This is a genomic window from Spirosoma luteum DSM 19990, from assembly GCF_000374065.1.
Lineage (GTDB): Bacteria > Bacteroidota > Bacteroidia > Cytophagales > Spirosomataceae > Spirosoma > Spirosoma luteum.
Genome location: NZ_KB893245.1, coordinates 69,198 through 94,857, shown reverse-complemented (window position 1 = coordinate 94,857; position 25,660 = coordinate 69,198). Strand labels below are relative to the sequence as shown.

23 protein-coding genes and 1 tRNA gene are annotated in these 25,660 nt (G+C 44.3%); 14 read left to right on the top strand and 10 right to left on the bottom strand.

The features are described 5' to 3' along the window. Positions 1-89: 89 nt before the first annotated feature. The 5 genes from B156_RS0100420 to B156_RS0100400 all read right to left on the bottom strand — a co-directional run bounded on the left by B156_RS0100420 (position 90) and on the right by B156_RS0100400 (position 5,604). Complete coding sequence (locus B156_RS0100420; protein WP_018617625.1) at positions 90-1,523, bottom strand: ATP-binding cassette domain-containing protein; 1,434 nt, start codon at positions 1,521-1,523, stop codon at positions 90-92. Positions 1,524-1,585: 62 nt separating this feature from the next. After that, positions 1,586-2,119 (bottom strand): hypothetical protein, encoded by a 534-nt coding sequence (locus B156_RS0100415; protein ID WP_018617623.1) that lies wholly within the window; start codon positions 2,117-2,119, stop codon positions 1,586-1,588. A gap of 130 nt (positions 2,120-2,249) precedes the next feature. Beyond that, a complete protein-coding gene (locus B156_RS0100410) occupies positions 2,250-3,968 on the bottom strand; it encodes a GMC oxidoreductase (RefSeq protein ID WP_026260493.1) in 1,719 nt (572 codons plus the stop codon). Positions 3,969-4,056: 88 nt separating this feature from the next. Further along, on the bottom strand, positions 4,057-4,689 hold the full coding sequence (locus tag B156_RS0100405; protein ID WP_018617619.1) for a gluconate 2-dehydrogenase subunit 3 family protein: 633 nt from the start codon (positions 4,687-4,689) through the stop codon (positions 4,057-4,059). A 585-nt stretch (positions 4,690-5,274) separates the two neighbouring features. Next, a complete protein-coding gene (locus B156_RS0100400) occupies positions 5,275-5,604 on the bottom strand; it encodes a hypothetical protein (RefSeq protein WP_018617618.1) in 330 nt (109 codons plus the stop codon). Positions 5,605-6,324: 720 nt separating this feature from the next. Here B156_RS0100400 and B156_RS0100395 point away from each other — a divergent pair. From B156_RS0100395 to B156_RS28675, 9 genes are all read left to right on the top strand, one after another. Beyond that, positions 6,325-7,590, top strand: a complete 1,266-nt coding sequence (locus B156_RS0100395) for a site-specific integrase (RefSeq protein ID WP_018617617.1) — start codon at positions 6,325-6,327, stop codon at positions 7,588-7,590. A gap of 7 nt (positions 7,591-7,597) precedes the next feature. Beyond that, positions 7,598-9,130: a hypothetical protein gene (locus B156_RS0100390; protein ID WP_157626880.1), complete on the top strand. Its 1,533-nt coding sequence runs from the start codon at positions 7,598-7,600 to the stop codon at positions 9,128-9,130. Positions 9,131-9,220: 90 nt separating this feature from the next. Next, a complete protein-coding gene (locus B156_RS0100385; protein ID WP_018617615.1) occupies positions 9,221-9,523 on the top strand; it encodes a helix-turn-helix domain-containing protein in 303 nt (100 codons plus the stop codon). Positions 9,524-9,602: 79 nt separating this feature from the next. Continuing rightward, on the top strand, positions 9,603-11,105 hold the full coding sequence (locus B156_RS0100380) for a DUF3987 domain-containing protein (RefSeq protein WP_018617614.1): 1,503 nt from the start codon (positions 9,603-9,605) through the stop codon (positions 11,103-11,105). 57 nt (positions 11,106-11,162) lie between these two features. Continuing rightward, a complete protein-coding gene (locus B156_RS0100375; RefSeq protein ID WP_018617612.1) occupies positions 11,163-12,377 on the top strand; it encodes a DUF6371 domain-containing protein in 1,215 nt (404 codons plus the stop codon). A 31-nt stretch (positions 12,378-12,408) separates the two neighbouring features. After that, complete coding sequence (locus B156_RS0100370) at positions 12,409-12,681, top strand: DUF5681 domain-containing protein (protein WP_018617610.1); 273 nt, start codon at positions 12,409-12,411, stop codon at positions 12,679-12,681. A 5-nt stretch (positions 12,682-12,686) separates the two neighbouring features. Next, the gene (locus B156_RS30180; RefSeq protein ID WP_018617609.1) at positions 12,687-13,232 is read left to right on the top strand and encodes a terminase small subunit; all 546 of its coding nucleotides are present in this window, start codon (positions 12,687-12,689) and stop codon (positions 13,230-13,232) included. Positions 13,233-13,254: 22 nt separating this feature from the next. Beyond that, entirely contained in the window at positions 13,255-13,578 is a 324-nt protein-coding gene (locus B156_RS0100360) for a DUF5681 domain-containing protein (RefSeq protein ID WP_018617608.1), read from the top strand. Positions 13,579-13,663: 85 nt separating this feature from the next. Continuing rightward, positions 13,664-15,613 (top strand): site-specific DNA-methyltransferase, encoded by a 1,950-nt coding sequence (locus B156_RS28675; RefSeq protein ID WP_018617607.1) that lies wholly within the window; start codon positions 13,664-13,666, stop codon positions 15,611-15,613. On the opposite strand, the gene B156_RS0100350 is transcribed toward B156_RS28675, so the two are convergent. Both B156_RS0100350 and B156_RS0100345 read right to left on the bottom strand, forming a co-directional pair. After that, positions 15,606-15,896: a hypothetical protein gene (locus B156_RS0100350; protein ID WP_018617606.1), complete on the bottom strand. Its 291-nt coding sequence runs from the start codon at positions 15,894-15,896 to the stop codon at positions 15,606-15,608. The genes B156_RS28675 and B156_RS0100350 overlap by 8 nt on opposite strands. Then, the gene (locus B156_RS0100345; protein ID WP_018617605.1) at positions 15,893-16,876 is read right to left on the bottom strand and encodes a hypothetical protein; all 984 of its coding nucleotides are present in this window, start codon (positions 16,874-16,876) and stop codon (positions 15,893-15,895) included. The genes B156_RS0100350 and B156_RS0100345 overlap by 4 nt, the downstream gene beginning before the upstream one ends. A 162-nt stretch (positions 16,877-17,038) precedes the next feature. On the opposite strand from B156_RS0100345, the gene B156_RS0100340 reads away from it, so the two are divergent. The 3 genes from B156_RS0100340 (at position 17,039) to B156_RS0100330 (ending at position 21,526) form a co-directional block, all read left to right on the top strand. Beyond that, the gene (locus B156_RS0100340; protein WP_018617604.1) at positions 17,039-19,705 is read left to right on the top strand and encodes a restriction endonuclease; all 2,667 of its coding nucleotides are present in this window, start codon (positions 17,039-17,041) and stop codon (positions 19,703-19,705) included. An 83-nt stretch (positions 19,706-19,788) separates the two neighbouring features. Then, positions 19,789-20,844, top strand: coding sequence for a hypothetical protein (locus B156_RS0100335; RefSeq protein ID WP_018617603.1), 1,056 nt, complete (start codon positions 19,789-19,791; stop codon positions 20,842-20,844). A gap of 73 nt (positions 20,845-20,917) precedes the next feature. Beyond that, the gene (locus tag B156_RS0100330) at positions 20,918-21,526 is read left to right on the top strand and encodes a hypothetical protein (protein WP_018617602.1); all 609 of its coding nucleotides are present in this window, start codon (positions 20,918-20,920) and stop codon (positions 21,524-21,526) included. Between the two features lie 91 nt (positions 21,527-21,617). Here B156_RS0100330 and B156_RS0100325 read toward each other — a convergent pair. The 3 genes from B156_RS0100325 to B156_RS0100315 form a co-directional block, all read right to left on the bottom strand. Beyond that, positions 21,618-21,689: transfer RNA gene (locus tag B156_RS0100325), tRNA-Arg, on the bottom strand. Positions 21,690-21,748: 59 nt separating this feature from the next. Beyond that, positions 21,749-23,026, bottom strand: coding sequence for a GTPase HflX (gene hflX / locus B156_RS0100320; RefSeq protein ID WP_018617601.1), 1,278 nt, complete (start codon positions 23,024-23,026; stop codon positions 21,749-21,751). 132 nt (positions 23,027-23,158) lie between these two features. Further along, positions 23,159-24,544: an MATE family efflux transporter gene (locus tag B156_RS0100315; RefSeq protein ID WP_018617600.1), complete on the bottom strand. Its 1,386-nt coding sequence runs from the start codon at positions 24,542-24,544 to the stop codon at positions 23,159-23,161. Between the two features lie 84 nt (positions 24,545-24,628). On the opposite strand from B156_RS0100315, the gene B156_RS31715 reads away from it, so the two are divergent. Continuing rightward, positions 24,629-24,940 carry a hypothetical protein gene (locus B156_RS31715; RefSeq protein WP_169518239.1) on the top strand — a complete coding sequence of 104 codons (312 nt, stop codon included), beginning with the start codon at positions 24,629-24,631 and terminating at the stop codon, positions 24,938-24,940. After that, positions 24,876-25,655 (top strand): Nif3-like dinuclear metal center hexameric protein, encoded by a 780-nt coding sequence (locus B156_RS0100310; protein WP_018617599.1) that lies wholly within the window; start codon positions 24,876-24,878, stop codon positions 25,653-25,655. Before B156_RS31715 ends, B156_RS0100310 begins: the two co-directional genes overlap by 65 nt. The last annotated feature ends 5 nt before the right edge of the window (positions 25,656-25,660 follow it).

Genomic DNA, 25,660 nt, shown 5'->3' with positions numbered 1-25,660 from the left:
AACCATGCCAACAATGGCAGGTCACTGGCAGCAGTAGACCGTCAGATTCATCTATTCTGTGTACAATTTCAACTAAAGCGTACGAACCTCTACCTAATGGATGTATCTACCTGAATGGCAAACAGTTGACTTATAGTGTCTGGCAATTCTAGCCGGTTATGCGTCACGAACAGGATGGTTTTATCCGTAAAACTATCCAGCAGGTTACGGGCTAGCTGAACATGGGCAGCGTCGATAGCCTGGAAGGGTTCATCCAACAGTAATACAGGGGGATTTTTTAGTATAGCCCGGACAAATAAGATCAATCGCTGTTCGCCTGCCGATAATGTACCAAATGATCGCTCTGCGAATTGGGCCAACCCAAAGTAAGCCAGCAAATTATGTAAGTCGCTTTCCGTTTCGGCCGTTATGCGGTTCGGCGGTGTGAGCGTGTCCGTCAGGCCAGTGAGTGCTACCTGCCGAACCGACAAAGACGGGGGAAAATAAAGGTGTAATTCGGGCGAAATGAAGCCTATTCTGCGCTTAACATCCCAAATGCTCTCACCCGATTTACCACGCCGATGATCAAATACGCTGACATCATTGGCGTAAGCCTGAGGGTGGTCACCATAAAGTAAACTCAATAATACCGATTTCCCAGCCCCATTAGGTCCTATCAACGCCCATCGCTCACCGGCCCGAACTACCCAGTTAACCGCATTAAGTATAACCGTGTCTCCGTAACGTACGGTTACATTCCGCAGGCAAAACGCTTCCAGAAAATCGGCTGGTTGCGGAGATGTTTGCAACAGAGGCAACACGGCTTTGGATTCACCGACAGCCGCTGCCTGATACTGTTCTTTAGCTCCTGCCCATTTGATACGACCTTTTTCAAGTACTGCAACATGGGTTATAAAAGGTGGGATATCATCCGGTTCCTTAACCAGCACAAGTGTTACTCCCTGATTGGTTAGTTCGCCGAGCCAGGTGGTCAGCTCAGCCCTGAAAGTAGCATCCAGACCAACGAAGGGATTGTCTAATAAGAGTACACTGGGATGGCGTAAAAGTGCTTTTCCAATACGAGCCTTGCGGGTCTGCCCATTTGATAATTTGAGAAATGAACGATTCAGCAATGGCGTCAGTCCCAATCGCTCAATGAGTGACTGATTTTCCGGGGTATCCGTCAATTGTAGAAAATCGCGCAGGGTGGGAATCGATTTGTACCCGGCGTCGGTCCCCTCGGGGTTATCGGCCATAGTGGCCTGGTACCGTTGCTGGTAGAAATACCCACTATAGGAAAACTGACTCGATTCTTCTTTGAACGAAACAAACTCGGTAGCAACCCGGCGGTATAAGGCACCGGGCCCGGCGGAAAACTGGCCAGCCAGGGCCTGTAGAAAGGTGGTTTTGCCACTACCCGTAGCGCCAACTACCATCCAGCATTCGCCTTTGTTCAATTGAAATGATATATCATCCAGTACCAGGCAGCCGCTTCTACGGACGGTCAGCGTACTCATTGCAACCAGAGGAATCTCTTCTGACATAAAAAAGCGGGTCGATAACTTACAAAGTTATCGACCCGCTTCACTAACCTTACACGATTCGTTTAATTTTTACGGGGATTTGATGTATCGTTTTTCATCGTTCCCGAATCCGATTTCCGGCTTTTTACCCTACGGCTTCCATTACCAGTTGTGCCATTGTTTACCCGGTCTGTGGTATTCATAGGGTTCACCGTTGTGGATGGGGTTGTAGACCCGTTTGTCATTGATCCCGTTCCTGTGCCGTATGTTGAATTAGTCGTTGTACCCGTAGTGCCTGTGTTTCTCATCGGATCATTGACACCTGCATTGTTCATTGTACCAGCACCTGTGCCAGTGGTAGTATTTCCGGTACCGTTAACTACCGGTGGCTGATTCTGATACGTGTTTGTATTCGTCGGTACAGTTGCTTTGTTGGCACCTGTTGCAGGTTGATTGACTCCCGTGTTCATCCCAGTACCCGCTCCTGTCTGTCCATTTGAGTACGTACCCGTTGTACCCGTCGACCCCGTGTTCGTGGTTGTATTCGTCGTCTGTGCATTTGCACTAAGAGCTATGCCAGCTACCAGCATACAGCCCATAATCATTACTTTTTTCATGGTTGAGTTTTTGTTTCAATTGTTTAATCTACTTAATAACTCAACTAAGTAAAGAGTGTTTATTTTTTCATAAATAAAAACGGACTGGCAACGCTAAGCTACCAGTCCGTTCCAGGCTGATTATCAATTATTACAGATTACCTTTCTTCATTTCTTTGACCGCGAAATCAGCTGCTCTGGCTGTAAGGGCCATGTATGTAAGCGATGGATTCACGCAGGAGGCCGACGTCATGGCGGCTCCATCTGTATTGAAAACATTCTTAACACTATGAAGCTGATTGTGTGCATTCAACACTGACGTTTTGGGGTCTTTTCCCATGCGGGCGGTTCCCATTTCGTGAATACCAATACCCGGATGTTTCGACTCATCATTGTAAGCCGTCACGTTCTTTAATCCAGCTGCTTCGAGCATCTCAGCGGCATCGTTCATCATGTCGATTCGCATTTTGCGTTCGTTTTCTCCATAGGCGGCATCGAACACAATTAATGGCAAACCCCACTTATCCTTTTTGTCGGGCGAGAGGGTCATCCGGTTATCTGGATTGGCAATCATTTCGCCAAATCCACCCAAACTCATCGTCCAGGGGCCAGGAGTAGTCAGGCTTTCTTTGAAATCGGCACCAAATCCTTCCTGTCCATTACCCCGGTTCCAGCCGCCACGGGCAGCACCGCCCTGATAGCCGAATCCACGCACGTAGTCGCGTTTGTCGCCTGCCCAGTTACGGTAGCGAGGCACATATACGCCATTGGCCCGACGACCGTAATAGTACTGATCATCCATTCCCTCGAAGGTTCCGGCAGCACCAACAGCCAGGTGGTGGTCCATTATATTACGACCCAGTTGATCCGATTCATTCCCCATTCCATTGGGGAACCGGCTTGACTTGGAATTCATCAGGATAGAGGTACTGGCAAATGCCGACGCATTCAGGAAGATAATTTTGGCAAAATACTCCCGAACCTCTTTGGTATTCTGATCAATGACCCGAACACCGGTAGCCTTACTCTTTTTCTCATCGAACAGTACTTCCGATACAATTGAGTCAGGGCGCAACGTTAAACGGCCTGTTTTAACAGCCGCTGGCATCGTGGCCGACTGGGTGCTGAAATAAGCACCGTATGGACAGCCTCGCATACACTGATTCCTGAACTGGCAAGCGGCCCGACCCAGATCGTAGTGCATTTGTTTGGGCTGAGTTAGGTGAGCCGTACGGCCCATTGTGATTGTGCGGGCGGGGAATGCCTTCTCAATCCGTTTTTTTGCTTCCTTCTCCAGGCAGTTCATCTGCATAGGTGGCAGATAATTACCATCAGGCAGCACATCTAATCCATCCTTGCTGCCCGAAATACCGGCGAAGGTTTCAACGTACGTATACCAGGGAGCAAGGTCTTCGTAACGAATGGGCCAGTCGACACCAATGCCTTCTTTGGCATTCGCCATAAAATCTTCTTTGTTCAAGCGGTAGCTTTGCCGTCCCCACATCAATGAGCGTCCACCCACGTGGTATCCGCGAATCCAGTCAACTTTTCGTTTTTCCAGATACGGGTGTTCTTTGTCGTTCTCAAAGAAATGCCGCCACTCTTCATTGGCAGTATATCCAGTACGCATGTTGGCCCAATACTCTTCGGCCGCCATCGTGGTAATCCGACCCCGGTGCGGAAACTCCCAGGGGTTATTGGTTGCTGTGGGATACCCTTCAATGTGTTTCACATCGCGCCCCCGCTCCAGCATTAGTACTCTCAAACCTTTTTGGGTAAGTTCCTTAGCGGCCCAGCCACCCGAAATACCCGACCCAACGACGATAGCATCGTAGGTCATATCTTTCTTTGCGTCTATAGTAAGATTCATGTTTTTTAAGGAATGAGGAGCGATGGGTGAGCAGGTAACCGCTTTCTTGTCGGCGGAGTATGCTCACTCCTCGCTCCTGATACTAACTTTAAATGGCCCACGCTTTTTGGCCGGGTTTTAGCGGAACACATCCATCATAACGACCCGGAACGGCAACGTATTCCAATGCCTGCGTAGCGCCGATTTCGGACGTAAAATAGCCCGTTAGCGTCAAGTCTTTCAACATAGAGAAGAAAGGCGTATAGCGTTTTTTGGCATCGGGCATCTGTAGGTCAGCCTGGGAATTTTCTACTTTAGCCACCGCTTTAGCCGTTGTCATCTGGGATCGGAGCTGCTTATCATCGGCCTCCAGCTTCTTCATAATTTCGATTCGCTGTGCCGGATCAAGCGCCACAAATGCTTTCCCATAAGCATCCTGACTGAGTTTATTCGTCTGAACGAGGCCGTTCAGAAAACGTTGCTGATCCTCTTCTTTATAGCAATCTTTCAGGATAATATCAATCACTTCGTTCACCTTAGCCGCTTTAGCACCGGGCGTATTCGTTGTGGGAATGATCGTATCGGCTAGTTCGGCAACCGTAACATCCTGATCGGCCGTAAAGAAAAGTGGTTTACCTGTTAGGGCTCGCTGGGCAGCGGAGTTTTCTAGTTTATCGGCTAGCGCGGCCGACATTACGCCTGGTAATGCCATGCCTGCCCCGGCTATTGTGGCTACCCGCATTAGGGCATCTCTTCTATTCATATGCGTAGAGCGGATTATGCTTTTATGTAGAACGATATAAAGAATACAAATGTATAAAAATCGATGAATGGATTGTGTAATTAGAGGATACAGTTTTAACGCTAACCGTACATTAATAAAGTAGAAGGTATGAGAAGCCGAAGGAGGTGAATGCGGGCCGGATAACTGCTTGCGCTCCTGATTTTTTGGCTAGTATTGCCGTAGGAGGATAATCTGCTGTTCTTCTGGTTGGAACCTGAAAAGTCACGTTGAACTACGGTTCTATCGCACCGAAGGGCTATTCAATCATAACCGCAACGGTATAAGCGGAAAGCTAACCATATAGGTAGCTCGGCAAGCTGCTATCAGGAAAAGAGCAGGTCTGCCTATTGCACCCTTAAAAAGGGGTACCCTACAGCTCATCTCTGTTCTGCTAGTAATGGAGCAGAGATGAGCTGTAGGGTGCAAACGATCTAGACATCACCTAAAGGTGATGCTGCTTCCTGTATTCTATTCCTTGGGCCAAACAGTATAAATAATCAAATAATAATCCTTTTTTGATACAACGTAATGACGACTTATAACTTAATGTACTGACAATTGATGCCGACTGGACAAGGTTGGGTGTGTCACCAGCAGCTGAATAATTTCCTGCCAGTGCCGGAATACAAACCAATGCAGATACATGCTCGGCTTTCCTATTTCACGAAAATCATCAACCAAAACCTGCCCCACAGTGGGATTGGCCGTCTTGATTAAAAACTTCAGGCATGAATAAATAGAATCCAGTTCAGACTTGCTGAACTCTTTTCCCCATTGTCGGGGACTAACTCCGGGTAACACACACTTAGATGTAGCAAGCGTCTTTACATACTCTTTTAATAGCTCCGTTTGGCTGAAAACAGGATTAATCATTGCGTTTGTAGTTGTCGTAATTATTTCAAATTAATAGTTGCCAAAACCTTGCCAACCTGTGAAAATTTCCAGTGCATATAAAAAAAAACAATTCAGGCGTTAGAAATGCAAGGTTCCGTATTAGTCGTTACCTATTTAATCAGCTCGTTCTTAAGGCATTGTTTCTGCATAGCTGTTGTCCAAACGGGTAGAAAATACGTTTGGTTAAATCTAACGTATAAGTCAATTTTGGTAAAGATTGTACAGTGTTTGTACTATAGCATACGGATAAAAACAACCGAAAGAACCACTTTCTCTTTTAACTGAGTCAAGTAGGTACTCCAGTCGTTTCTACTATGTAGCACGAGAATACGATATCGTTACCACAAGGTCACTATTTTTATCAAAATTTATTTTTTAGCATCCTTAAAAGCGTTTGATTGGCTCAATACATTAAGATAACCAAATAATGGTTGTGGGATAAAGCGGCCCGTTATCAGCTTGTACTCTAAACACAAAAAATCCCGCCTACAACGCGTAAGTGGGATTTTAGTAGTCCCGACGGGACTAACACCTTTTTTCCTTTCCTTATACCATCTATCTTCATTAATACTATCTATCAGGTAGTTACGCAAAAAATACAAGGAAAGTAGGCAAAGTAAAACAAAGGTAAGTAAGAAAATACCGTCAACAAATCCGTCAACATATATTATATTTGTTATACCTCAAATCAATATAGGTATGGCAACCACATCATTTGTTCTGCGTGACCCCGACGCAGACGAGGAAACAAAAGTACATCTTATTGTTCGTTTCCATAATCAACGGTTGGTCTACCCAACCGAAAAGAAAGTTCATCCGCTTTACTGGAATCCAAATAGCCAGCGAGTGAGAGAAACCAAGCAATTCCCCTATTACAGAGCTTTCAACGACCGGTTTGACGAGATCGAACGGGCTGGCAAGGACTCCGTTGATAGCCTGGTTGAAAGTGGGATTAAACGACCGACTGTTGAACAGGTACGGGAAAGGCTCTTATCCATTCTGTTTCCAAAAGAGAAAAACGAAGCTATTTCGTTGCTTGGGTTCTTCACCAAGCATATCGAAACCAACAGGAGCGTACAGAAGCTGAATACACTGAAAGTAAAGCAGACAACGCTTAACCACCTCAACAACTATGCGAAAGCCCGTAAGAAGCGGGTTGATTTTGATACTATAGATTTAGACTTCTATCATGACTTTACAAACTACCTGATTACTGATTGTAGTCTCTTTAATAACTCAGTGGGTAAATACATCAAGACATTAAAGGTTGTTTTGAATGATGCCGCTGAGAAAGACCTACACCAAAACCTCACCTTCAAGAAAAAATCATTCCGAACCTTAGTTGATGATACGGACAGTATCTATTTAACCGAAGAAGAGATCAGCCGACTATATGAACTCGACTTAACCAAAAACTCACGTCTGGAAAGGGTACGTGATATGTTCGTCGTAGGTTGTTGGGTTGGTTTACGGTACTCCGATTTAGCGGAACTACGTTCTGAACACTTTGTAAAAGAAGAAGGCAATAGCTATATCAAGATTCGTACTCAGAAGGTCTATGATGATGTGTACATACCTCTTCACCCCGTCGTTGAATCAATCATTGAAAAGTACAAAGGGCAATTACCCAGAGTGCTTAGTAACCAAAAAGCAAACGAGTACTTGAAAGAGATCGCTAAGGCCGCAGAATTGAACAGCCCGGTTATCATTAACCGAAAACGCGGTAATGAGCGGGTTTCTGAGGTCTTCGAGAAATGGGAATTGGTCAGTACCCACACTCAACGGCGTAGTTTCGCTACCAATCTTTATTTGCAGGGCGTTCCAACCATCACGATTCGGGCAATAACAGGCCACCGAACTGAAAGAGCCTTTCTCAGCTACATTAAAGTAGATTCTAAGCAACACGCCAAGCTACTTAAAACACACTGGGAACAGCGAGAGGAATTAAGCCTTAATGCCGCTTAGTAGTCATATGACAGAACTAACTGAGTCGAAAGAAATATCAAATCTTTGGCCCGAAGTGATCAAAGACTTTGATATTGAGTCATTCAAACAAGAGGTACTATCAAAACAGAGTTTTGAAGAACAAATTGAGGTATTTGATAAGAGTTTCAACTTGTTCCGCAACTACTACCTATGTGTAACCAAAGCAGACAGGAAGGTACTATTCTCGATATACTGTGGGTGTAGTGGTTGCCGAGAGAAGGGCGAAAGATACTCCTCCGAAAAAGAACAGATTTTCAATCAATTCCGAGCAAGAAAATATGTCGCTCTGCAAAAAGAACTTGACGCGATACCCAACTTTGTTGAACGAGTGTATCATGGCTATAAATACTTCGGTGAAGGTTCTGGTCCTTATAGTTACGTTCCGTATGAGGATGCACCCGAAGAGTTTAGGGCTTCAACGTTACCAAAAAATGGGCAAGAAAAGGAAGTATGGAATATTCACGTAGTTGACAATCTGAACGAAACCTATTTTTATAATGAGGACAGCTCATACTACAAAAAATCTTACAACTATCTGGCAAGACAAATAAACAATCAACTTAGGTTCGCTATCTACCCACAAGAAGTGCTAGCACGAGAGATTGAGCGAATTAGGCAAACGTATGAAAGGCCTGATTTAAATATAGATGCAGTGTCAGGCCTTAAAGGAATATCAACTCACGAAAGAGTAGGCGTTGAAGAATTTAGAAACTTGGTTTCAGGTAAGCCGTTTGATATTTTCAACGGTTTCAGTAGCTTAACTTTCGCCCTGGTTCGGTTGGAGCAATGCCAAATTGTGCAATATCTGAGATATTTAGAAGAGGTAAGGAAATACCTCAGTAATACAGGAACCTTACCTAACTCAATTATGAACAATCCATTACCGCCCGCATACGATCCCATTATTACGAAAACCATACGGACTCTTTCCAGGGGATACACTTCAAAAAGTGACTATAACCTGATAGACGATCAGGTTAAGGAGTTAAGCAAAGAACAGGCGTACACTTTCTTATCTCGCATAGCGGAGGGTTTAAAATATGTACTAACTGAGCATATCAAGAACTGCCAGCATCCGCCGGGCCAATGTACGCATCAACAAGCTATCGAACGGGCGCATAACTCAATAGCTAACCGACTACTTGACTTTATACCGGTAGAACCTGAAGCGAAGGCAACCGACAGTAGCGGTATACTTAGCGGTCTGAACAACTCTCAGACGGTCTTACTCATTTACTATACGCTCAAACTCTTCGGACTCGAACCAAGAAAGAACATGGACGTTTCGCAAGCGGCTAAAGTTGCTCACTTGCTGACTGGTAAAGAACTTACTACCGTTAACAACTCTGACTTATATCAGAAATTCAAGCAGGTTCCTAACTTCAAACAGGATAAAGGTTTGATAGAGGACTTGGAAATAGTTAAACTACGCTTCAAAAAAGCGCAATTAAACGAAGCCGTTAAAATGATTGATAATGAGATAGAAACGGCTAAAATGGAAAGGCTTAACAAGCAATAAGCAAAATATAGAGTACTCCGTAAAGTACCCCCATAGCCTGAAAAAGAGCAAATATTTGTCTCAACGAAATCACAAAAAAACGTTGAGCAAATGGAAAACGTTGTTTTCACCCAACTATCAATTCCCGAAGTTCGGCAACTGTTCCGGCAAGAACTGGAGCAATTCTTTACGGCCCGCCCGTCTACTCCGCCGACCTCAGCAGTCAACGCTGAGAACTTATCTACCCGTCAGAAGACGGCCAAGAAGTTAAACATTAGTCTACCTACGCTGGATGATTACACCCGACGCGGAATTATTCGCGGCTATCGGGTAGGCCGTCGTGTGCTATACCGCCCCGAAGATGTTGAAGCCGCTTTGACTGAGATCAACTCTGTAAAGTACCAACGGGCTTAGACCCGACCGTACCTAAAGCAAAACCGGGCTTATCCCCACAAGCCCGGTTTCTGAAAGAACCTCTAATCAAAGCAAGGCTATGACAAACGATGCTTCACAGCGCAAATATACGACGCTGAAAGGTACCCCCGATATTGGCCCCGTGTTCGACTTTAATACATGGACAGCCAGCCAGCCCGAAACGGTTATTCCTATTGAAGATTTACAACAGGAAGCAGAACCCCGACCGCCCGAAGGTTCAGACGTTCCGCCGAAAGGTAGTTTCCAAACAGAAACGGAAACGCCGGAAACCGAATACTTTACCCAGGCTATTTTTAACAATTTACCCGACACACTAAAAAATGGTTGTTCAATCCTTACTGACCGTATCGAGAAAGAAGTTTTCTTGGTGGGTGCATTGGGCGTCGTTAGTGGTTTGTTACCCAACGTCCGAGGTTTCTATGATACCCGGTATTACAGTACTAATCTGTACTGCTATGTCTTAGCCCGGTATGGCTCCGGCAAAGGAGCTTTAAGCCTTTCGTACTTGTTGGGGGCTGTTGTACACCGACGAAAAAAAGAACAGTATCAGCAAGTACTGACTGAGTACAAAGCAGACCTTGCCCGGTACAGGAAAGATCTGAAGGCATTTCAAGCCGATAAAAAAGGTCTGGTTGAAGAGCCAACCGAACCCGCTGAACCGCCGTTAACGGTCCTTTTCATTCCGGCCAATAACAGCCGGACTGGAGCCTTTGAACTACTTAATAATAATGAGGGCCGAGGAATCATTTTTGAGACTGAGGGCGACACGTTGGCCGATTCTGTAAAGCAGGATTATGGCAATTACAGCGACGGACTACGAAAAGCGTTTCACCACGAATCAATAACCTACTACCGAAGAACCGGCAAAGAATACTGTGAGATTGAAAATCCAGAAATGTCGGTTGTCCTTAGCAGTACGTTCGACCAACTACTAAATCTGATGCCAACCGCTGAGAACGGTTTATTCAGTAGGTTCCTGTTCTACAACCTGACACCGAACCCGAATTTTAAAAACGTATTCGATTCGTGTAAGAGTGCTTACCCGGCTCATTTTGGGAAGATAGGCGAACAACTTGCCGAAATATACGACCACTTGATAAACCTTGCGGAGCCGCTAACCATTCAGTTAACGCCCGATCAGGAAGGCCGGTTTATTCGACTATTTCAACACTGGAAAGACGAAATACGCGAGTTTGTCAGCGAAGATTTAGACGGTTCCGTCAATCGGTTGGGTCTAATTGCCTTTCGTATTACTATGCTATTTACCACGCTCAGAGCCTTTGATACAGGGGAAATTACCGACGTATTGATCTGTTCAGATTTGGACTTTGATAACGCTCTGCAAATTGTAGAAATGTTGAAACGCCATGTTTTGCGGCTTTACAATCAGCTACCTAAGCCAAAGAAAAGCCAGGATACTAACAAGTTTTCAACAAAATCTGAACAGCTAGAAAAGGCCCGGCAATTGTACAGCCAGGGTAAAAACTATGCTGAGATAGCGGCTGAGGTATTGGGCGATGCAAAAAGGAAAGGGACTATTTGGAAATGGCTAAACGCATGAGGTTAGGTTTCCCCGTTTCCGGTTTCCAAATGGAAACGGGGGCTTTCTAAACATACAATGAACCAGCACCGCTATACCCTGCAACCCTACAAAGGAATGAATACCCGTTACACTTGCCCGGCTTGCGAAAAGCCGAAGCAACTGAGTCGGTATCTGGATGCGGAAACGGGCGAACTATTACCGGACCATGTAGGCCGCTGTAATCGGGAATCTGATTGCGGCTACCACTACACGCCCCGCCAATATTTTGAGGATAACAAACTATGGGTAAACGATGCAACAGGCACGAGAACCCAAACGGTTTACCAGTCGCCTAAACCCGCCCGCCCGGTTCCGCAACCGTCGTATATTCCGTTCAGCCTGTTCCGGCAAAGTCTGAATCAGTACGACCAAAACGAATTTATCAACGGCCTATACGGATTATTCGATACCGAGATTACAAACGACCTAATTAGCCGGTTCTATATCGGTACGTCAAAACACTGGCCAGGGGCAACCGTATTTTGGCAGGTCGATAAGAGCGGCAATATCAGGACGGGTAAGATTATGCTGTATAATTCGCTAACGTTGAAGCGGGTTAAACAGCCTTTCAGTCACATTCATTGGGTGCATAGTGTTTTAACTAAACAGGGCCGGTTAGCTGAGTTTGAGTTAAGCCAATGTTTGTTTGGGTTGCATCAGTTGAGGAACCAGCCCGATAACCGCCCGGTGGCCATTGTTGAAAGCGAAAAGACAGCCATTCTTGCAACGGTTTATCTACCAAAATACATTTGGTTAGCTTGTGGTAGTTTGAGCAATCTATCAACAGAAAAGCTACTACCCGTAGCAGGACGATCTGTTACGCTGTTTCCTGACTTAAACGGTTTTGATAAGTGGAGCCAAAAGGTTGAGGAACTACGGCCCGTTGTTGGTCAGCGGCTTACAGTTTCGGACGTGTTGGAGAAACGGGCTACCGATGCCGACCGGAAGAAAGGATATGATTTAGCTGATTACCTGATTCGTAATCGTGACCCATTAGCGGGTTGGGCGTTGACTGATTCCGGTTATCCACTGTTTTGGGATTACAACCCGGTGGCTGTTCCGGTTCAGTCCCTTAGCAGTCCGGCCGTAAGTGTAAACAGTATCCGAACCGTTACACCCTTGCCGCTAACGCTTACTGAGCAAACCTTGCAACGGATGAACCAGCGTAACCCGGTTTTACAAGATTTGATAAATCAGCTTGACTTAGTGAATCCCAAAACCGGCCAACCTTTCCGGCTATCGAATCAATAACAGGCTATTAACAGGCTATTCGTTACAGACTATGCGAGACGATATTTATTTAGACGGGATAGAAACCCGCTTCCAGAAAGGTGAAAGCGGCAATCCCAATGGACGGCCTAAGGGAAGTCGGGGTAAGGCCAAAATGGTACGTCAGTGTTTGGGCATAACAACTAAGGCTGACAATCAGCTAACAGGAGAACGAATGACATTGAGTATAGAAGACCTAATAACATTGGCCATTATAGCAAAAGCCATTAAAGGAAATACGGCCGCTTACAGGGCTATTATGGATTCTGCTTACGGTAAACAATAACAGAAATGACACCAGCTAATCAGCCCTTAACCGCCCGTCAACGCAAGTTTGTTGAGGTGTTTTGTGATTGCCTGAATGCAACCAAAGCAGCCAGGGTAGCAGGTTACGCTCACGCGAACGCCCGTATCATTGGCCGACAGAACTTAACAAAACTTAACATTGCGGCCGCTATTGAGCAACGATTGGCCGAATCGATAATGACACCCCAGGAAGCAGCTTACCGGCTTAGTCTTATAGGAAGAGGTACGTTTGCTAATTTTTTGGTAGTGGACCCGCTGACCAAATCCGTTCGTATTGACCTCAACACGCCCGACGCTCAGGAAAATTTACACGTATTGAAAAAGGTCAAGCAACGCCGAACGATACGGCACACGAAGGAAGGACCGGTTGAAACAGTTTACACTGAAATAGAACTGTATGACGCTTTAGACGCGATTTGGAAGATTCTGCAATTACATATGCGATACCAGCCCACTCTAAATAATCAAAAGCCGCAAACCGCAAACGTAGTAGTTTACAAATTACCAGACGGTCAGGAAGTGCGCTTTTAACAGGAATAAAACAGGAATACCGATGCCATTTGAGAAAGGGGAATCAGGCAACAAAGCAACGCAGTTCAAGCCAGGACAGACAGGAAATTTCAACGGACGGCCCCGCCGTCCTGTATCCGATCTGTTACAGAAATACGGCAAAGCCCAGAGTATAGCCGTTACAGTCGATCTGACTAACCCAGACGGTACAGTTGAGCAGGAAACGTTTTCTACAGAAACAAAAGACAGCCTTTTTGCCGCTATTGCCGTTATATTACTCTGTAAGGCTGTTGGGGGCAATATCACGGCAATTCGAGAGGTATTAGATAGGACTGAGGGTAAGCCAATTGCGGCTTATGGCAGGTAGAAACAGCCCGGCTTTTACCTTTCTTCTCTAAAGATTTAGGTTTGTACGGTGTATCTTGCGGCCCATTTTGCCTTAAAATTTCTTTATGGACGGTCTTTCGCTCAACATTGCCCAAGACAAACTCAGCCAGCTACGGCAACTTTTCCCCGAAGTTTTCCGAGAAGATAAAATTGATTTCGATGCCCTAAAAACTATTTTAGGCGAACAGGTTTCCCCGCCAGCTCAGGAACACTACGGCCTGACGTGGGCCGGGAAGTACGACGCTCACCGCGAAATACAAAAACAAACGACTGCTACGCTTACACCTGACCGAGCTAATAGTATCAATTTCGATACGTCGGAAAACGTCTTTATTGAGGGAGAAAACTTAGAAGTCCTACGCGTTCTGCAGAAAAGCTATTACGGCAAGGTAAAAATGATCTATATCGACCCGCCATATAATACAGGGAACGATAGCTTTGTTTACCCCGATGATTACAGCGAACGTCAGGACATTTACAAAAAACGTACTGGTATTACTGACGAAGAGGGCTTTTTGAATAAGCAAGATTTATGGAGAAAGAACACTAAGGAAAGCGGACAGTTCCACAGCGTTTGGCTTTCAATGATGTTCCCACGCCTATATCTATCCAGGAATTTGCTACGGAATGACGGAGTAATTTTCGTTTCGATTGATGATAATGAACAAGTCAACTTGAAAATAATGTTGGATGAAATCTTCGGAGTTGAAAACTTTGTCGGTCAAATTATTTGGAAGAACGTAACAGATAACAATCCAACATTAATAAATATTGAGCATGAATACATATTAGTTTATGCTAAACAGAAGAATTTACTTCCTGAATCTTGGAAAAGTAACGTTTCAGATGCAAAGACAGTATTGGAGGATTTTTATACTAAATGCAAAAGTCAAGACCTTCCTGTAAAGGAGATTGAGAAGAGAATACGTGAGTTAATTTCGGATAATGAAAGCGTATTTTATAGTATAAGTCGTTACAAACTTGTAGACAAAGACGGAGTCTATACAGGTTCGGAAAGTGTACATAATCCTAAACCAGGAGGCTATGATTTTGACATTTTCCACCCTTATACAAAGCGGCCGATGAGGAAACCAGCCAATGGTTATAGATTCCCTAAAACTACTTACGAAGATATGGATGCTGCTGGTATTATCCTTTATGGAGAAGATGAGAACAGAATCATCAAAATAAAGAAATACCTAAGTGATTTTGAAGATACATTGAGAAGCGTTATAGTATTGGATGGTCGTTTAGGCTCTTACGACATTAAAAGACTTTTTACCGGTTCTCAAAAATTATTTAATAATCCTAAACCTGTTGAACTTGTAAAATCTCTTATAGCATACGCTACTGATGATAAAGATATAATTCTTGATTTTTTTGCGGGTTCAGGTTCTACAGCACAAGCAGTAGAACAACTTAATGAAGATAATAAAAGCAATAGACGTTTTATAAATGTTCAACTACCTGAACTACTTGATTCTGATACCGAAGCCTATAAAGCCGGGTATAGAACCATTGCGGATATAAGCCGGGCAAGAATCCGTAAAGTAATTGAGAAGCAAACCCAAAAGAAGAACGGACAACTGCAATTTCAAGAATCGGAGCCGTTAGGGTTTCGGGCTTATAAGTTAACCCAAACTCATTTTAAAGTTTGGCGTTCGGACCTATCAAACCCGGCTGATATTCTGGAACAGTTAGGCGTTTTTCAGCATCCCCTAACGGACGATTACCAGACCGAAGCCCTGTTTACTGAATTACTCCTCAAGGCCGGGTATTCACTTACGGTTCCAGTCGAGCGGGAAGAGTTGGCCGGGGTTCCAGTGTACCGGGTCAACAACGGCACTACATACATGGCTTTAGAGGGCATTAGCCGCGAACTGATTGAAGCCCTAACCGCCCGGCAACCTCAGCGTCTTATTACGTTAGATAAACTATTCAACCAGGATAACGAACTACTGAGCAACACCCGCTTACAATTGCGGGAAGCCGGGATTGAATTTGCTGTTATTTGATATGGCCGTCTTCCCGTAGCATTTCAACGTATTTTTCTGCCGACATAGGGCAATCAAAGAAATCTTCGGCCTTTTGGATGTCGGTAAATTTCAACTGCTTTTTCACTGAACCCATTAGGGTTTTGCCGTATTCTTTCCCGCCGTGACTGAGGTAGGTATAAACAACCTGCTTTTTACCGTCAATGAACAACGAATAGAATTGATGGTGATCTTTGGCCGGGTTCAGCATAAAGCCTTTCTTTTCCAGGACTTGCTGTAAATCTTTGGTTTTTCGGGGCTTCATTTCTTAATCTTTACTAACGAAGACAAATCAGATTTAAGGCTTTTTGCATCGTCGGAAAGAAGTTCATCCGACTCCTCAGCAAAGTTTTGGTATAGTGAATCGAAAGCAAACGAAAAAGCTGTTTCGGCTTCATCCCGGCTGTCCCCCCAAACGGTAAGGTCTAACCGTTCGTTACGGATGATATAGCTTTCATCGTCATAATTAACCTCACAAACTAACGGCTCAGACAGAATGTAGGTTGTATCCTCAAACACAATAACCTTTGGTTTGAATGGATATGTATTGTGTTCTAACCGTTCAGCGAACAACACTTGTTTAATGTTACGTTTATTAAGTGGATAGTTTTCATAATCATCGCTTTTACGTACCTGAGCTACGAACTGAACTGTATGGAGTTCATCTTCTGGGGGAGAAATACGTTCCAACTTAGGAACATAGAAATCTGTATATCCTTTAGGCTGAGATAGCACTTTACGAGTTTTCCCTTGCTTGTCAAGAATGTTTACCCGATAAGGTCGATCAGGACCAACTACGGCAAAAAGCGGTTTGTAGATTTTAGACCTTTCTTCATCCGTAAAACGGTCAACCGTTCGACGTACATAAGCTATATCAAAGTAGTTGGCATACAAAACGTCTTCTTTATAGTCTTGAAATGTCTTCTTTTTCCAACCGTTTACGGATTCATTAAATAATGTTGCATCAAGTAGGTTGGGGGCTGCGGCTGCTTCAAAGCTACCGAATTTCAGATCAACAATCAGCAATTCAAGGTCAGCTTTAAGTGAATCTAAAACTTTGGGATTTGTCTGGTAAGCTTTTTCAAAAGCTTCGTTTTTGAAAAATTCAACTTCTAGGAAACTCAGATAAGATTGGTTAAAAGCCTGTAATACACTGATAACAGAGGATATACGGGCCGCGTGTCCAACAGTAGCGGTTGGGTCGATCTGAAACCTAAATGCGATGTCTTTAAGTGCTTCGAGCATTAAAACTTACCAGTTTTAGGCAAAAGTACAAAGTAATCAGAAGCATTGAGGGGAGGGATTCTAACTACCCGGTATGGTATTACTATACACTGTCCTACTTTTGTTCAGAAACAACAAATATCATGCCTTACAAATTCAAATCTATACTGATATAGTAGTCTTATGAGATTACAGTTTGACAGCAATCAGCAGTACCAGCGAACGGCTATCAATTCCGTTGTCAGTCTGTTTCAGGGCCAACCTTTACACCAAAGCGACTTTGAAGTGACGTTTTCTGACTTTGGAAGCGGCTTAATCCTTACTCAAAACGGAGTAGCCAACAACCTGATTTTAACCGACGATCAACTGCAAATCAACCTCAAAGCTGTTCAGGACAGCAACCAGTTAGCAAACGGTAACGATTGGTATGGTCGACACTTTACAGTTGAAATGGAAACCGGAACGGGCAAGACCTACACCTACTTACGGACCATCTATGAACTTAACCAGCGGTATGGCTTCAAAAAGTTTGTTATTGTAGTTCCGAGTGTGGCCATACGGGAAGGAACACTAAAGAACCTGACCATTACTCAACAGCATTTTCAAAACCTGTACAATAACCCGGCTTTAGATTACTCCGTTTATGACAGCAAAAAACTGTCAGCCTTGCGGAGTTTTGCAACGGCCAACAGTCTGCAAATTCTGGTTCTAAATATCGACAGCTTCACTCGCGACGATAATGTTATCAATCAGTTGCGGGAAACGGGTATTCGGCCAATCGAATATGTTACCAGTACTAACCCTATTGTGATTATTGACGAACCGCAAAACATGGAAACAGCGGTTCGGGTTAAAGCGATTGCCGATTTAAACCCAATGAAAACCCTACGGTATTCGGCCACGCACAAGAATTATTATAATCTGATTTACCGACTTTCGCCCGTAAAGGCGTATGAGTTGGGCTTAGTTAAACAGATTGAAATAGATGGCATACAGGCTGAGCGGGATTATAATTCGGCCTTTATCCAGTTGGACAGCATACAGGCCGCAAAGCGGAATATTAAGGCCAAACTAACAATCTACGTTAACGATGCTACAGGCGCAAAACCAAAGACCGTAGCGGCTGAGGTTGGCTCTGATCTGTTCGCCCTATCCAATGGCCGGGCTATGTATCAGGATGGCTTTATAATCAATAGCATCAATGCTGCTGAGGATTGTTTAGAGTTTTCAAACGGGTTGGTTCTTAACGTTGGCCAATCGCAAGGGGGACTAAACGACGATGTACTAAAGTTCATGGTAAAGCGGACCATCGAACGACATTTTGAGAAAGAACGCCGGTTATCCAAAAAGGGCATTAAAGTACTGTCTCTGTTCTTCATTGACCGGGTAGCCAACTACCGGGGCTACGATACCGGGGGTAACATCTTACCTGGTAAGTTTGCCAACTGGTTTGAAGAACTCTATATGGAGATAGCGGCCCGGCCAATTAACCAGGGCGTTATTCCGTTCAACGTGTCCGACGTACATAACGGGTACTTTTCAACTGATAAAGGCCGGGCAAAGGACACGAACGGAGCCACTAAAGCCGACGATGATACATATAACCTGATAATGAAGGATAAAGAACGGCTGTTAAGTAGTGAGGAGCCGTTACGCTTTATCTTTTCGCATAGTGCCTTACGGGAAGGATGGGATAACCCGAACGTGTTTCAGATTTGTACCCTGAACGAAAGTCGGTCTGAACTCAAAAAACGGCAGGAAATAGGCAGGGGTTTGCGGCTCTGTGTTGACAGTGAGGGCGCAAGGGTTCAGGATAAGACTATTAACGTTTTGACCGTCATCGCAAACGAAACGTACCAGGATTTTGCTAATACCCTACAAAAAGAGATTGAGGAGGATACAGGCGAATCATTCAAAGGCAAGATCAGAAATGCCAACGAAAAGGCCCAAATCAAACTCAGCAAACAACTGATACCGGACAACTACCCGGAATTTTTTGAGTTATGGGATAAGATCAAGAACCGGACCCGTTACCGGGTTTCATACGACACTAGCGAACTAACCAAACGAGCTATTGAAGAGGTACGCAAAATGCCGCCAACGGTTAGACCTCAGATCGTTTCTGAAACGGCTTTAGTAAGCATGGAAGAGGGACGGGGTTTGACTACTCAGTTGATGGGTCGTAAGCAGGAAAAGATTCGGCCTAATGCTCAGCCCGTACCAGACGTTTACGCTTACATTCAGGGTAAAGTTGACCTAACAAGACAAACCATCTTTGAAATACTGAAAGGTTCAGAGCGGTTGGCTGAGATTACAAACAATCCTCAGCAATTCTTGGATAACGTGGTATCCTGTATTCAGCGAACACTAAACCGACTAATGGTCAACGGCATTAAGTATGAGCAAATACAGGGTCAGGAATACGCTATGCAACTGTTTCAGGATGAAGAGATAGAAACATACCTCAGCAATTTATTCAAAGTTAGCAGAGAGCAGAAAACACTATTCAACTATGTACCCATTGATAGTGACGTTGAAACCAGATTTGCCCGCGAATGTGAAGCCGACGAAAACGTAAAATTCTATTTCAAACTACCGAGGGGTTTTAAAATTCCCACACCAATAGGCAACTACGTACCCGATTGGGCTGTATTGTTTGAAGGTAGCCAGCGTATCTACTTCGTAGCTGAAACCAAATCAACATTGGACACGCAATTACTACGGGAAATTGAAAAACTGAAGATAGATTGTGGTAAGGCTCACTTTGCCGAGTTTGAAAGCAACGGCGTTCAATTTTGGCACGTTGATAGTTTAAAAGGGCTAGTTGCCAAAGCAGATAGAGAAGATTAAAACCTCATCTTCTCTAAGAATGTAGGTTTAAGAATAGGGCCATATTTTTAATTATCAATACACAAATCGTTGAAGTTTATAACATGGTTCAACAATTTTCAAATTCATTTAATCGATTCTGGAAGACAAGCGATAAAAGAATAGTTTTTATATTGATAATAGCGTTCTCTATTCTATGGAAATTGTTTGAAACCCATCCCCTAAACAAGAGGGAAGAAGCTAATCAACTCCTTAATAACATAATTCAGTTTTCTGCAATTTTTTCTGCTATACTTATAACCTTTATTGTTTCAAAAGTTATTCAGATTAGACAAGAAAGACTTGAAAGACTTAAGGAAATAACAGAGCTTTCAAATAAGTTGACGGATTTCAGAAGAATAGCACTTACACTAAAAAACTCACACGAGTTCTGGAACAGCGTAATGAAGATGAAACTTGATAACAAGTATAAGAAATTAGATTACTTTGTTATCAAGTTACAGTATTATGAATATGAGGAAAACATTGAAGAATTAAAACAGGCATATTTTCAGGAAACTCAAATTTGTGGAGCAGGTCTATATCTTGGAATAAAAAGCTTACTTGAAGGCAGTCGAAATCATTGGCAGTCTGAGTTATATGATAGCTACGATCATAATTATATCTATCCATTAGAAATACTAGAAAAATGGACAGTCACTAATTGTGCTAATGTGCTTTGGACGCATCTAGATTATAAATGGGCAGAATATGCAGACTGTTTTAAGTTCGCAGCTATTAGCCATAATGACAAAGAAGCAATACTTCAACTTTGTAAGAAAATAAATCCAAAGAAATATGGCGAAAAACAATTTGACAGAGTTCTTCTTGGAGAAATAGGAAGCGAATTTGACGGATATATCATTCCTAGATTATATAAATTAACTTATTATAATACACTTGGTTTACCGAATTACTTAGATTTCTCTCTGACTATTTTACTTTTGACTATTATTTCGGGAGTTCTACTTCCCTTGCTTCTAACATCATTTAAACTCGAAGATATATTAGTACTAAAATTAGCGAGTATTTCCTCAATTATATTAATACTGAATCTGCTGTATTTTCTAATCAGATTCAGAAAAATATTAAATGAAGAAATACAAATTGATAGCAAATAATTACTAATCTTTAAATACTATTTCAATTTGCACCTAATTTGTATATCAATAAACTATTTTCTATACTTTTATTATGGGCAGAATTTCAGATTTTTCCTATAAATATGATGAACTAAAGAAATTGACTTTGGCCGACCTAAAAAGGCTTGGTTTTATGATTAATCAAGCCCGTTGTTCTGGTTCGATAAATTGGACCCGTAGAGGAGAGACAACGGGTACAGTTGATATAGCAGTTAACCTGTTTGGAGAAGGCGGTTATATTGAGTTGCACTATACATTCAACAAGACTGAGCAAATAAACTACCGGGTCGATTTGGTGCAGATACCAAGTAACTTAGGTAAGGGAAAGGTCTGGTACTTTGTCTGTCCGCTAACTGGCGAACGTTGCCGGACATTGTACCTGACCGACAAATACTTTGCATCTCGTAAAGCCCATACAGGTACTTTGTATGAAAGTCAAACTCATTCCAAACATTACCGATGGATAGATAAGACGTTCGGCCCAGAACTCAAATTAGATGGTGTTTATGATCAAGTGTATAAGCGATATGCTAAGAAGCATTATCGGGGTAAACCAACCCCAAAAATGAGAAAAGCTCTGATATTAGAACGAGCGTATGATATATCTAAAGGACGGACACCAAAAAGTTTTGACGAATACTTTCAAGACAATTTCAGGTGAAATTATACTAATCCGTCAACAAAGCAGTCAACAAAGCAATAAAAAATAAGGTTAACTATCTTATTTACAGATATTTAACCTTATTTACATGTAGTCCCGACGGGAATCGAACCCATATCAAGCGTTTAGGAAACGCTTATTCTATCCGTTGAACTACGGGACCAAAAAAGGAGCGGTCACTAATGGCCGCTCGCTCCAGAATACAAAATTGCCGAAAATCTGCTAACTCGCCAAACCATCGCCGTACTCTGCCGATTCAGAAAGGGGGACGTGAACCCAGTTTGGATAAATCTGGTAATGTCTCTCTTTCACCAGATCATATAGCAACTCCCGCAGTTCACTGACATTCTCGCCGGTTTCGGCAGAGATAAAGGTCACATAGTCAGCTTTTTTGGTAAGATAAGTCTTCTTCAAATAAGCCAACGCGGTTTGCTTTCGTACAGCTACCGGAACAATCACATCCTCCTGCATGTCGGCGAAATCCTCATCATCACTTGAATTAGTCTGATCTGTCCATTCTTCTTTCGGAACAAATCGGTCCATCTTGTTGAATACCAGCACCATCGGCTTATCGGCGGCTTTGATATCGGCCAGTGTTGAGTTGACGACTTCAATCTGCTCCTCAAAGTTAGGATGCGATACATCTACCACGTGAACCAGAATATCAGCTTCCCGTACTTCGTCAAGGGTAGATTTAAACGACTCGATCAACATCGTTGGTAACTTTCGAATGAACCCGACGGTATCTGTCAGCAGGAAGGGGATATTACCCAGCGTTACCTTTCGCACTGTTGAATCGACCGTGGCGAAGAGTTTATTTTCGGCAAAAACGTCGGTTTTAGCCATCGTCCGCATCAGTGTCGATTTGCCTACGTTGGTATACCCCACAAGGGCGACGCGTACCAGGCGGTCCCGTTCTTTCCGGCGGGTCTGGCTTTGCTTGTCGATTTTGGCGAGTTTTTCCTTCAGAAACGAAATCCGGTCTTTCACGATCCGCCGGTCAGTTTCGAGTTCTTTCTCACCAGGTCCGCGCATACCTACCCCCCCTTTCTGGCTGGTCAAGTGACTCCACATCCGGGTCAGTCGGGGGTACATGTATTGGTATTGCGCTAACTCAACCTGCACACGCGATTGGGCCGTTTGCGCCCGCATCGAAAAAATATTCAGGATAAGCAGGCTTCGGTCCAGCACTTTGACATCCTTAAAGCTATCTTCAAGGTTCCGCACCTGCGCAGGTGTCAGGTCATCATCAAAAATGACGGAGTCAACGGGATTATCAAGAATAAACGTCTGTATTTCTTCCAGTTTGCCTTTGCCCACAAATGTGCGCGTATCAGGCCGGTCCATTTTTTGCGTAAACGCCTGAACAGTCGTCACCCCCGATGTTTCGGCCAGAAACGCCAGTTCGTCCAGATATTCCTTCGTCTGGTCGGCGGTTTGCTTCTGCGTAATCAGGGCAACGAGTACGGCTGTTTCGGGTGGCTTAGTGTTATCGATCATAAATAGATTCAGGGATAAGGAAGTGTTGGATTTCAATTTATTGCAAACGGTAATCAACACCCCATGAGATAAATAACGAGGGGCTGGGGGTAAAAGTTTCGGTACGGGAAGCGTAGCTTCAGCCTGTTTGTCTCATACCTGAACGGTTTTCCAGCGGCCCCGACGGAACGCAAGAATAGATAGTATCGCCATCAAGATTTCGCTCGTTGCTACGGACCAGAATACGCCGGGAGGCCCCCAATGGAAAACATGTGCCAACGTGTAAGCAAGTGGTATTTCTACCACCCAAAAGCATATAATATTGATGATTGTTGGCGTTCGGGTGTCGCCCGCTCCGTTGAGCGATTGACTAAGCACCATACCATAGGCCATGAAAAGATAGCCCAGACAAAATATTCGTAAGCCCTGCACTGCCACATCAACAACGCGCGGATTGTTGTCGAACAGACCAACAATCTGCGTAGCTCCCAGAAAAAAGCCAATGCCAACAGTCGCCAGAAAAATCATGTTGCAGAAGGCAGCCCGCCAGGCCGACGTTTCGGCCCGGTCGGGATGGCCAGCGCCTAAATTCTGACCCACCAGCGTTGCGGCAGCATTAGCCATACCCCACGATGGTAAAATGGTAAACACGATAATCCGAATAGCAATCGTGTATCCGGCTACTACATCGCTACCAAACGTGGCGAGCAGTCGGGTCAGGAAAATCCAGCTGGCGGAGCCGACCAAAAACTGACTGGCACCCCCAACGGCCAGACCAAGCAGATTCCGGATAATACCAACATCGGGTACCATGTCTGTTTGTAGCAACTGAATCGTTCCTTTCCGGCGCGACAGGGCAATCAATTGATAAATAACACCAATTGTTCGACCCGTTGTTGTAGCTACCGCCGAACCCAGCACACCCATTTCGGGGAAGGGCCCCAAGCCGAAAATAAATACTGGACAGAGCAGGATGTTGACCCCGTTAGCCAGCCATAACGACCGCATGGCCATAGAAGCATCACCCGCACCACGCAGACAGCCGCTGAGCGTATACAGTAGTATGATGGCCGGCGAACTGATGAAAATCATCCGGGTAAACCCCACCCCGTTGGCAATCAGTTGCTCATTACCCCCCATAAATCGCAGAATAGTATCGGCAAATAAAAATCCCGGTATGCCCATGACAACAGCAAGAACAACCGAGACAAGAATCACCTGTCCTGCTACCCTGGCGGCTCCCTGCTGATTTTGCTCACCTATGCGACGGGCTACAAGTACAGTAGCCGCCGTACTCAACCCAATGGCGATGGAATAGACCAGGGTTAATACAGACTCCGTAAGCCCAACCGTAGCGATGGCTTCGGTGCTAATTTTTGCCACAAAAAAGACATCCACAACGGCGAACAATGACTCCATAACCATTTCCAGAATCATTGGAACGGATAACAGAAAAATAGCCCGGTTGATACTGCCCGAAGTAAAATTGGATTCTGAACCGCGCAAAGCAGTCAGGAATAACCGAAAAAATCTGGTCATTTTATGCTATAAATGTACAGTAACCGATGGCTACTGGCTCGTATGTAGAAAGGAGAAAAGTAGTATGCCAGACAAACCAGGAGTTTGTGGACACTTGAGGAAAAACATAAAACCTTAGGAGGTTTCTTAAGCGAGGAACTTCATGGGCATTTTGGAACCGCCGGCGCGCGTTCATTTAGCGCACAAACTTACTGGTTAACGTCGTATAAATCCACCTTTTTTGAGCAACCGGTTTATAAAAAAGGGTACATTGGCCCTAAAACAAGCGCTGTTAACCTAAAAGCAGCACTTATTATGGTAAACTATCCAGTAGGTGAGTGGTTTAAAAAATATGCATACGTCCACTTTCTTTATAAACGGCCTGGCGGATTTTCTGCAGAAGGAGCTATCAGTTGAAAAATTTCCCGAAACAGAGCAAGGCGGTATTTACTATCCATCAAAACGACCTGTAAAGCGGGTTGGGTTAGCCCTGGAGCCATTTCCCCAATTGTATGACTGGGTAAACGAAACGCAGATTGATGCCCTTTGGCTGCATCGCCCCTGGAAAATTGATCTCCCCAGCTTGCCCCCCGATTTAGGTATCCTTTCCCATCATCTACCCTTCGACGAAGCGCTAACAATGGGATATAACCGCCGTTTGGCCGATCAGTTAGGGGCTACTGGCAATCTACAGCCCATTGGCTATAAGAAGTCGGCCGATGGTTCTGGCAAAACCCTGCCTCCCCGACCTATTGGTATGCTTATCGATATCAACCCCCAGGAGTTTGACCTCTTACTCGACAGAATTAAAACAATTTTTGATGGGTACGACCGAGCCGAAGCGGGGTATGGCTCTGGCGGTTGGCAACCAGACAGTTACCGCGTGGCAGTGGTAGGGGCCATGACTGATGCGCTCGTTCGGGAGGCCGACGAGAAAGGGGCGCATCTTTATTTGACGGGGGCCTATCGTAAAGCAGGTCAGCAGGCAGTTGACGACACGGGTATGGCCGTTATTGCCGCCGGGCATCGCCGAAGTGAAGAAAGGGGTATACGGATGCTGGCTGAACTAATTGAAGAACACCTACCGGTTAAGTGCGCTGTACATGAACCAGTAGTAGCCATTAAGTTGTAAAAATG

Bases quoted from the DNA above. Each gene is read 5' to 3' on its own strand.
- B156_RS0100420 (WP_018617625.1), bottom strand. From the start codon at position 1,523: ATGTCAGAAGAGATTCCTCTGGTTGCAATGAGTACGCTGACCGTCCGT.
- B156_RS0100415 (WP_018617623.1), bottom strand. From the start codon at position 2,119: ATGAAAAAAGTAATGATTATGGGCTGTATGCTGGTAGCTGGCATAGCT.
- B156_RS0100410 (WP_026260493.1), bottom strand. From the start codon at position 3,968: ATGAATCTTACTATAGACGCAAAGAAAGATATGACCTACGATGCTATC.
- B156_RS0100405 (WP_018617619.1), bottom strand. From the start codon at position 4,689: ATGCGGGTAGCCACAATAGCCGGGGCAGGCATGGCATTACCAGGCGTA.
- B156_RS0100400 (WP_018617618.1), bottom strand. From the start codon at position 5,604: ATGATTAATCCTGTTTTCAGCCAAACGGAGCTATTAAAAGAGTATGTA.
- B156_RS0100395 (WP_018617617.1), top strand. From the start codon at position 6,325: ATGGCAACCACATCATTTGTTCTGCGTGACCCCGACGCAGACGAGGAA.
- B156_RS0100390 (WP_157626880.1), top strand. From the start codon at position 7,598: ATGACAGAACTAACTGAGTCGAAAGAAATATCAAATCTTTGGCCCGAA.
- B156_RS0100385 (WP_018617615.1), top strand. From the start codon at position 9,221: ATGGAAAACGTTGTTTTCACCCAACTATCAATTCCCGAAGTTCGGCAA.
- B156_RS0100380 (WP_018617614.1), top strand. From the start codon at position 9,603: ATGACAAACGATGCTTCACAGCGCAAATATACGACGCTGAAAGGTACC.
- B156_RS0100375 (WP_018617612.1), top strand. From the start codon at position 11,163: ATGAACCAGCACCGCTATACCCTGCAACCCTACAAAGGAATGAATACC.
- B156_RS0100370 (WP_018617610.1), top strand. From the start codon at position 12,409: ATGCGAGACGATATTTATTTAGACGGGATAGAAACCCGCTTCCAGAAA.
- B156_RS30180 (WP_018617609.1), top strand. From the start codon at position 12,687: ATGACACCAGCTAATCAGCCCTTAACCGCCCGTCAACGCAAGTTTGTT.
- B156_RS0100360 (WP_018617608.1), top strand. From the start codon at position 13,255: ATGCCATTTGAGAAAGGGGAATCAGGCAACAAAGCAACGCAGTTCAAG.
- B156_RS28675 (WP_018617607.1), top strand. From the start codon at position 13,664: ATGGACGGTCTTTCGCTCAACATTGCCCAAGACAAACTCAGCCAGCTA.
- B156_RS0100350 (WP_018617606.1), bottom strand. From the start codon at position 15,896: ATGAAGCCCCGAAAAACCAAAGATTTACAGCAAGTCCTGGAAAAGAAA.
- B156_RS0100345 (WP_018617605.1), bottom strand. From the start codon at position 16,876: ATGCTCGAAGCACTTAAAGACATCGCATTTAGGTTTCAGATCGACCCA.
- B156_RS0100340 (WP_018617604.1), top strand. From the start codon at position 17,039: ATGAGATTACAGTTTGACAGCAATCAGCAGTACCAGCGAACGGCTATC.
- B156_RS0100335 (WP_018617603.1), top strand. From the start codon at position 19,789: ATGGTTCAACAATTTTCAAATTCATTTAATCGATTCTGGAAGACAAGC.
- B156_RS0100330 (WP_018617602.1), top strand. From the start codon at position 20,918: ATGGGCAGAATTTCAGATTTTTCCTATAAATATGATGAACTAAAGAAA.
- hflX (WP_018617601.1), bottom strand. From the start codon at position 23,026: ATGATCGATAACACTAAGCCACCCGAAACAGCCGTACTCGTTGCCCTG.
- B156_RS0100315 (WP_018617600.1), bottom strand. From the start codon at position 24,544: ATGACCAGATTTTTTCGGTTATTCCTGACTGCTTTGCGCGGTTCAGAA.
- B156_RS0100310 (WP_018617599.1), top strand. From the start codon at position 24,876: ATGCATACGTCCACTTTCTTTATAAACGGCCTGGCGGATTTTCTGCAG.